Source organism: Methanoculleus sp. (assembly GCF_036677455.1).
Lineage (GTDB): Archaea > Halobacteriota > Methanomicrobia > Methanomicrobiales > Methanoculleaceae > Methanoculleus.
In genome coordinates, this window is record NZ_JAVBWL010000052.1 from 1 (window position 1) to 7,627 (window position 7,627).

General features: G+C 64.3%; 7 protein-coding genes. 3 read left to right on the plus strand and 4 right to left on the minus strand.

Annotated elements, in window-relative coordinates; all coding sequences use genetic code 11:
• Positions 1 to 704 (minus strand): peptidylprolyl isomerase (locus V6K60_RS12775; protein ID WP_332450913.1); only part of this gene is annotated, 704 nt, incomplete at its 3' end.
• A gap of 140 nt (positions 705 to 844) precedes the next feature.
• Between V6K60_RS12775 and V6K60_RS12780 the strand changes: the two genes are divergently transcribed.
• Together V6K60_RS12780 and cyaB are read left to right on the plus strand one after the other, a co-directional pair.
• Entirely contained in the window at positions 845 to 2,329 is a 1,485-nt protein-coding gene (locus V6K60_RS12780) for an AAA family ATPase (protein WP_332450914.1), read from the plus strand.
• Positions 2,330 to 2,371: 42 nt separating this feature from the next.
• Entirely contained in the window at positions 2,372 to 2,902 is a 531-nt protein-coding gene (cyaB, locus tag V6K60_RS12785; RefSeq protein ID WP_332450915.1) for a class IV adenylate cyclase, read from the plus strand.
• On the opposite strand, the gene V6K60_RS12790 is transcribed toward cyaB, so the two are convergent.
• Together V6K60_RS12790 and V6K60_RS12795 are read right to left on the minus strand one after the other, a co-directional pair.
• Entirely contained in the window at positions 2,889 to 3,530 is a 642-nt protein-coding gene (locus tag V6K60_RS12790) for a metallophosphoesterase family protein (protein ID WP_332450916.1), read from the minus strand. The genes cyaB and V6K60_RS12790 overlap by 14 nt on opposite strands.
• A 3-nt stretch (positions 3,531 to 3,533) precedes the next feature.
• On the minus strand, positions 3,534 to 4,643 hold the full coding sequence (locus V6K60_RS12795) for a TIGR04013 family B12-binding domain/radical SAM domain-containing protein (protein WP_332450917.1): 1,110 nt from the start codon (positions 4,641 to 4,643) through the stop codon (positions 3,534 to 3,536).
• Positions 4,644 to 4,993: 350 nt separating this feature from the next.
• Here V6K60_RS12795 and V6K60_RS12800 point away from each other — a divergent pair, with 350 nt between their 5' ends.
• Entirely contained in the window at positions 4,994 to 6,448 is a 1,455-nt protein-coding gene (locus V6K60_RS12800) for a catalase (RefSeq protein WP_332450918.1), read from the plus strand.
• 27 nt (positions 6,449 to 6,475) lie between these two features.
• Here the strand turns inward: V6K60_RS12800 and V6K60_RS12805 are convergent.
• Positions 6,476 to 7,627 (minus strand): radical SAM/SPASM domain-containing protein (locus tag V6K60_RS12805; protein WP_332450919.1); only part of this gene is annotated, 1,152 nt, incomplete at its 5' end.

Here is a 7,627-nt window from a genome sequence, read left to right on the forward strand (position 1 = left end):
GACTCTTCAGCCTCTTCGATCTCGGCTGCAGCCTCCGGCGTGGCCGGGCGCGAGATCGTCTCCTTCATGACGACGTCGTTGACATCGGAGTAGTTCTCGAAGATCTCGCGGACGAGGGTGCCCCGCCAGACCATCCAGCGCCGGTCGTAGGTGATCGCGGGCGGAAGCGTCAATTCGGCCACGCCGTCGGCGATGGTGATCCCGATGTCGGTCCGGCCCGAGAAGAGCTTGATGAGACCCTTGATCTGCTCGATCGGGTCCTCGACCTTCTCCAGGATCGAGTAGGAGTAGGTCAGGGTCTTGCCGGCAAGCGGGTGGTTGAAGTCGACGACCGCGCGCTTTCCGATGACGTCGACGACGACGCCCTCGCGGCCCTCGACCTCGATCCGCGTCCCGCGCTTCGGCTTCTCACGGAACTGCGAGGTCGGGACGGACTTCATGCCGTCTTCTTCGTGCTCCCCGAACGCCTTCTCGGGCGGGATCTCAACCTGGCCCTCGGCGCCGACTTCCTTCCCGATCAACTCGTCCTCAAGGCCGATGATGATGTGGTGGCTCCCCAGGCGGACGGTGACAGGACCGTACTCCGCCCGCGGGTTGTAGATCCCCTCTTCCTTTGCGCTCTCCTCATCCGTGGTATCGAAGATATTCTCACCGGCGCGGCCGGTGTATCTGAGCCTGATAAAATCTCCTTCCTGAAGTGCCATTCCATTCACCTTGAAGAGCAGCCGCGTTATCGGGCCGATACGCCTCCCGTACCGGCCCGTCGCATGCCTGCGTCTCGTTGTCCCACTTTATTTGGATGGAATGGTATTTATCGTACGGGGGTGAGGGAACGGGCAGGATCATGGATGAGGGAGAGCATCGGGCGGAGGGGGTCTCATACGCCCCTTCTCCCCCGGAGAAGTTCTGCGGCAGAGAGAGAGAGCGTGAGCGGCTCGCAACCATCCTCTCCCGGGCAGCAGGGCACGGGCAGGCGGTGATGATCTCCGGGCCCCCCGGCATCGGGAAGAGTTCACTCCTGAACCGGCTCGCCTACGAGGTGCAGGAGAACCCCGTCGGGGGCGAGGCGCCCGTCCTCAGGGGTGAGGTCTTCGACCTCCCGGGGATGCTCTTCTCGGTCTTCCGCGACCTGTTGAAGGACCTGCAGGGGCACACTGTGTCCGGGAGGTTTGGGGGGATTCTCGGCACCGAGGGGATGAAGGAGGCGGTCAGGTATGCCGACGACGTCCTCGCGAAGTATGCCGCCCCGGTGGAGCCGGTGGGCCTCCTCTCGAAGACCGGCGAGGAGATCATCGGCATCTTCGCCCGGTCGCCTGAAGTCGGGTACGACCGGGTGCGCCAGGCGTTCGATGAACTGCTCCAGGAACTCGGGAGGCTGATGGCCGGGACCGGACGTGCTGCAGCAGTCCTGCTCGACGATGTCCACCTTGCCTCAAGCCTCGACCGACGCCTCCTCCTGGATACCATCCGCGACCTCCCGCCCGGCATCCTCCTCGCCTTCACGTGCCGGACGGGGGATGCGGCCGGGCCGGGGCAGGAGATCCTGGAGATCGAGATCGCTCATATGCCGCTCTCCGGGCTGCAGCCCTACGAGATCCGGGAGCTGGGGGAGCGGCGCTTTGCCCTCCCCATCGACGACCGGGCAGCGGCCGCCCTCCTCGACGGGACCGGAGGCGACCCGTTCAGCCTCATGGCCTGCTTCAACGTCCTGCGCCATCGGGGCATGACACCCTCCCGGGAGACGATTACCGCTCTGCTTGCCGGGGCAAATGACCCGGCAGGGCTTGCGTTCTCCGCGCTCCCCGGGCCGGAGAGGAGATGGGCGGAGGGGCTCTCTGTCCTGAACCCCCCGTTCCCGGTGCCGGTCATGGCCTGCATGCTCGATGTCCAGGCGACGGATGTGACAGGCCGGCTGCAGGAGAGCAGCACATTCCGGAGGCTCCCCGGCGGCGAGTACGCCTTCGCGCACCCCCTCCTGCAGGAGCACTGCAGGCTAAAACTCACCCCGGGCACGCGAGTATCGCTCAACACCCGTGCCGCGGACTGTTTCGAACGTTCCCTGCACCGTCTCTCCGGCAGGCTGCACGTCCTCCTCTCGCTTGCCTGCCACTTCTTCTTCGCGCGGGAGTACGAGAAAGCGGCGGACCTGAACCTGGAGCTGGGGCTCCGGTTCTATCATCGCGAGGACCACGATACGGGCCTGATGCTGACCGAGCGGGCGATCGTCTCTGCGGAGCACCTCGGGGACAGTGCTCTCCTTGCCACCGCACGGGAGCAGAGAGATCTTATCCGGCGGGAGACCACCGGGACGGTCCGGCCCGTGCAGTGAGGGTTTATCTCGCTTCCAGAGAGACTATCTGGCGCGAATGTCATGCTCGAAGTAGAAGCGAAGTTTGCGGCACCTGACATCTCCCGCATCAGGGCCCGGCTCAACCAGCAGGAAGTGCGGATGACGAGGAGACAGCAGGAGCGCGACGTCTACTACAACGCCCCCCACCGCGATTTCGGAGAGACCGACGAGGCGTTACGGGTCAGGTACGACGATACCGGGGTCACCGTGACCTACAAAGGGCCGAAGGTCCGGGTCGGGAGCGCAAAGGCCCGCGAGGAGTTCAACCTCGCGGTGGCCTCAGGAGAGACCCTTGACGCGATCCTCTCCCGCCTCGGTTTCCGGCCGACCGCCACGGTCTCAAAGGCGCGGGAGTTCTACGAGATGGGGGAGGTGACGGTGACGCTCGACGACGTCGAGGGCCTCGGGACGTTCATCGAGATCGAGATCCTGACCGAAGTTAGTACAGAAGACGCTGCCGAACGGATAGGAGTGGTAGCAAAAGGGTTGGGTGTAGACGGTCCACCGATCTACACCTCGTATCTTGAGATGCTGCTATCTAAACAGCAATAAGGTCGATATGGATATCTTTTGGCTCCGTCCCGAAGTGGATGAGAGCGCCGTAGCCCTCTGATGCGGGCCCGGGGTTGACGACGGTGACGCCGTCGACCTCGGTGATCCCTCGTGCCTCGTGAATGTGAGCACAGCAGACCAGGTCGAACCGGGTCATGTGCTTCCGAATGCTCTGACAGCCGACGTGATCCTCGCCGACTGTATCCAGCGCTCCGTACGGCGGAGCGTGGCTGAGCAGGACGTTGTACACGTTCTTGTCCATGTGGTTGACTATCCGGGTGAGGTCTCCATCAATCTCCTTCTCGGTAAGTTCAAACGGCGTGCCGAAAGGCGTCTGGTTCGAACCCCCAAGACCTGCGAGCGTTATCTTTCCGAGCGCTATCCAGGATTTGTGCAGACAGACTGCATCTGAGCGTTCGAGCACGTCGATGATCTCACGGGGGTCACAGTTGCCGGGGATTGCAAAACACGGTACTTCGAAGTTTGAGAGTACCGAATCTACAGGCTCAAGTGGACCAAAGTTGGTGATGTCGCCTGCAATGATGACTGCATCGTAGTCGTAGCTGAGAAAAGCGTCAAGCTTTCCGTAGTTACCGTGCAGATCTGCTAAGAGTAGCACATCCGTCATGCACTATAGATGAGAAGTGCGTCTAAAAAACCTTATCTCCTGATCCATCCAGGAGCCGGTTATCCTGCCGCCGAGTGCCAGTTTCCCGAGAACTTTCTGGGTTTCCGGAAGGAGCCGGCGGGGCCGGCTGTTCCCGAGGGGGGTCCCGGGCAACGGCATGAAGTAGTGGATGTGTGCCGTCCCCACCCGGGTGACCTGGCGCACGAGGTCGACCGTCGCGCGCTGGTCGTCGTCGCTCTCAAACGGCAGCCCCAGGATGAAGTCGACGACCGGGACGAGCCCCTGCTCCCGGCAGAGGTCGACGGCACGGACGACGTCCTCCACGGTGTGCCCCCGGTGGAGGCGGCGGAGCACCCGGTCGCTCCCGGACTGGGCCCCGAAATGCAGACGGGTATTGGCGCAGTGGTCGATGATGAGCTCGACGGACTGCCTCGAGATGCACTCCGGGCGCACCTCCCCGGGGAAGGTGCCGAAGTAGATCCTGCCGTCGAGGCTTTCAAGGAGCCGTTTTACGCGGTCGAGCCGGAGATGGACACCGTCCGACCCGTAGGCGAACGCGTTCGGGGTGACGAACCGGATATCCCGGTGACGTGACGCATAGAAAACGATCTCGTCGATGGAGCGATGGCGCATGCACCGCCCGAAGAGGCGGGGGGTCTGGCAGTATCCGCAGGAGAACGGGCATCCCCGGGAGATCTCGACGAACCCCTTGAGGTCCGAGAACGGCGGGTAGCCGTCGAGGAGGACGGTATGCCGTGCGGGCGTGTAGCCGGCGGCGGTAGCGACCCCGGGCGGCGGGTCCCTCCCCTCTTCGATGGCAGAGAGGAGCGCCGGGAGGGTGTACTCGCCCTCCCCGACGACGACGTAATCGGCATACTCCGCCACCTCCCGGTAGCAGGCGGAGGGGTGAGGGCCGCCGACGATCGTTATGCAGTCCGCTCCCGCGATCTCGTCACGATAGAGGCGTTCGTTGATGGAGTTCAGGCTGTAGACGGTGACGTCGCGCTGCGGCTCATCGGTGATCGCCAAAGGGTATCCGGAGCTCTCGCACGCCGCGGAGAGGACGGCGAGGGTGTTGTTTGCCTGGGAGATGGCTCGCCAGTAGACCTTCATATCTGCAGTGTTCCGGCCGTGCAGCGTTCGCTCACCGGGATTCCCGGCGGTTCTGCCTGTACGGCATGCTATCCACCTGTCTCTCGTGAGACGCGATTAAGGTGACGACCTGCCGCTGCCGGGGATACCGGGACACCCTGGACCCCGGGCCATAGCGGGAACAGCCACGCCTGCGGCGCCCCCGAGAGGGACCGGACGTGCCGGTATCCCCGGCGGTCTCGCCCAGAGGGGTTGAGCAGGGGGATCGAACGCGCTGTTCAGCAACGCTTAAATTAACACGAAGAGAGTTTACATCAGTCGCTTTTAATCCACTCACCCAACTGCGCCTACAGAGAGATAAGGAGGCAACTATGGAGAACAAGAAGAAACTGACCACCGCTGCCGGCGCACCTGTGCCGGACAACCAGAACGCCATGACCGCGGGTCCCCGCGGCCCCATGCTGATGCAGGACGTCTGGTACCAGGAGAAACTCGCGCACTTCAACCGGGAGGTGATCCCGGAGCGGCGGATGCACGCCAAAGGGTCCGGGGCGTTCGGCACATTCACCGTCACTAATGACATCACCCGGTTCACGAAAGCGAAGATCTTCTCCGAAGTGGGCAAGAAGACCGAGGCTTTCGTCCGCTTCTCGACCGTCGCCGGCGAGCGGGGTGCGGCCGACGCGGAACGCGACATCCGCGGCTTTGCCATGAAGTTCTACACCGAAGAAGGGAACTGGGATCTGGTCGGCAACAACACGCCGGTCTTCTTCCTGCGCGACCCCCACAAGTTCCCGGACCTCAACCGCGCCGTCAAACGCGACCCGAAAACGAACATGCGGTCCGCGAAGAACAACTGGGACTTCTGGACGTCGCTCCCGGAGGCGCTCCACCAGGTGACGATCACCATGAGCGACCGCGGGATCCCCCTCTCCTACCGCCACATGCACGGCTTTGGGAGCCACACGTTCAGCATGATCAACGAAAGAGACGAGCGCGTCTGGGTCAAGTTCCACCTCCACACAGAGCAGGGCATCAAGAACCTGACCGACGAGGAGGCCGAGGCTATCGTCGCGAAAGACCGCGAGAGCCACCAGCGCGACCTCTTCGAGAGCATCGAGCGGGGCGACTTCCCCCGCTGGACGATGTTCATCCAGGTGATGACCGAGGAGCAGGCAAAGCAGATGCCCTACAACCCATTCGACCTCACCAAGGTCTGGTACAAGGGCGAGTTCCCCCTGATCGAGGTGGGCGTCCTCGAACTGAACCGGAACCCCGAGAACTACTTCCAGGACGTGGAGCAGGCCGCATTCAACCCCGCCGCCGTGGTGCCGGGGATCAGTTTCTCGCCCGATAAGATGCTGCAGGGGCGCCTCTTCGCCTACGGGGACGCGCAGCGCTACCGCCTGGGCGTCAACCACCACCAGATCCCGGTCAACTCCCCGAAGTGCGCCGCAAACCCCTCCCACCGCGACGGCCAGATGCGGGTGAACGGCAATGCCGGCTCTGCCGTCGGCTACGAGCCGAACAGTTTCGGCGAGTGGCAGGAGCAGCCCGAGTATAAGGACCCGTTCCTGGAACTCTCCGGTGCGGGGGGAGCCTGGAACTTCCGCGAGGATGACGACGACTACTACACCCAGCCGGGCAAACTCTTCCGCCTGATGAGCCCACAGCAGCAGCAGGTCCTCTTCGAGAACACCGCGCGGGCGATGGGAGATGCACCCGACTTCATCAAAGTCCGCCACATCGAGAACTGTCGAAAGGCCGACCCGGCCTACGGGAAGGGCGTCGCGGATGCGCTCGGTATCCCGATAGGGAAGAAGTAGCCCGGAGATCCGGGCCTCCACCACTTTTTACCGCTCGACAAAACAGAACGGGTCCTCTGCGGCGAGGTTCCCGCCGGCCGCATACGCCCGCACCCGGCAGCCACCCCCGCAGAGGTCGCGGTAGCCGCACCGGCCGCACTTCCCGGAGAGGTCACGGGGTTCCGCCCTGAACCGGGCGAGGACCGGGTTATCTGCATCCTGCCAGAGGCGTGAGAACGGTTGATCCCGGACGTTGCCGACGAGGAACTCAGGGGACCGGGCGAACTGGCAGGGGTAGACGTTCCCCTGCGGGTCGATGTTTGCCACCCGCTTGCCCGCGCTGCACCCGCCGTTTGAGGATCGCACCAGCGCTTCTGCCCCGGCCACATCAGGCGACCCATCCCGCTCCATCGCGCGGAGGAGGTGGATGCAGTCCTGCGGGGCATCGACGGTCAGGAACTCCATGGACCCGGGATCGGTCTCCGAAGCCTTACGGTAGAGGAGGGTGAGCGCAGCGTCCACCTCCCCCGGCCCCACCTGGAGCCGGTCGTAGGCCTCGCCCCCCCGCCCGCTCGGGACAAGCCAGTAGAGGCAGAACCGCGAGGCGCCGAGCGTCCCCGCAAGGTCGATGAGGGCCTCGAGTTCCCCCATGTTCTCCCTCGTCAGGGTGACCCGGAGGCCGGTCCGGATGCCGGCCTCGCGGCACCGGGCAAACCCCAGAGCAGCCCTCGCAAACGCCCCTCGAGTCCCCCTGAACGCGTCGTGGGTCTCCGGTCCCGCGCCGTCGAGCGATATCCCGGCGTAACCGATACCCGAGTCCCTGATCATCCGGGCGGCGCCGGGGGTGATCAGGGTGCCGTTCGTGCTGAGCGCGGTCCTGATCCCGCGGTCCGCCGCCGCACGCGCGAGTTCCGGCAGGTCCTCGCGGAGGAGGGGTTCGCCGCCGGAGAAGAGGATGAGCGGGACACCCGCCGCGGCGAGATCCTCGATGAGCGCGAGGGCTTCTTCGGTCGAGAGTTCCCCGTCCGTCCTCGAGTCCGGCCCGGACCGGCTGTAGCAGTGGGCGCAGGCGAGGTTGCACCGGTCGGTGAGGTTCCAGAAGACGACCGGCCGGTAGTCCTGCATGAACGCCAGGTACTTCCCCGGAACCTCGGTAAGAGGCCTGTTCTGGTGGCGCATAACGCCGCTGACTGTTCCCCG

Coding starts and splice junctions, on each gene's coding strand:
- V6K60_RS12780 (WP_332450914.1), top strand. CDS start 845: ATGGATGAGGGAGAGCATCGGGCGGAGGGGGTCTCATACGCCCCTTCT.
- cyaB (WP_332450915.1), top strand. CDS start 2,372: ATGCTCGAAGTAGAAGCGAAGTTTGCGGCACCTGACATCTCCCGCATC.
- V6K60_RS12790 (WP_332450916.1), bottom strand. CDS start 3,530: ATGACGGATGTGCTACTCTTAGCAGATCTGCACGGTAACTACGGAAAG.
- V6K60_RS12795 (WP_332450917.1), bottom strand. CDS start 4,643: ATGAAGGTCTACTGGCGAGCCATCTCCCAGGCAAACAACACCCTCGCC.
- V6K60_RS12800 (WP_332450918.1), top strand. CDS start 4,994: ATGGAGAACAAGAAGAAACTGACCACCGCTGCCGGCGCACCTGTGCCG.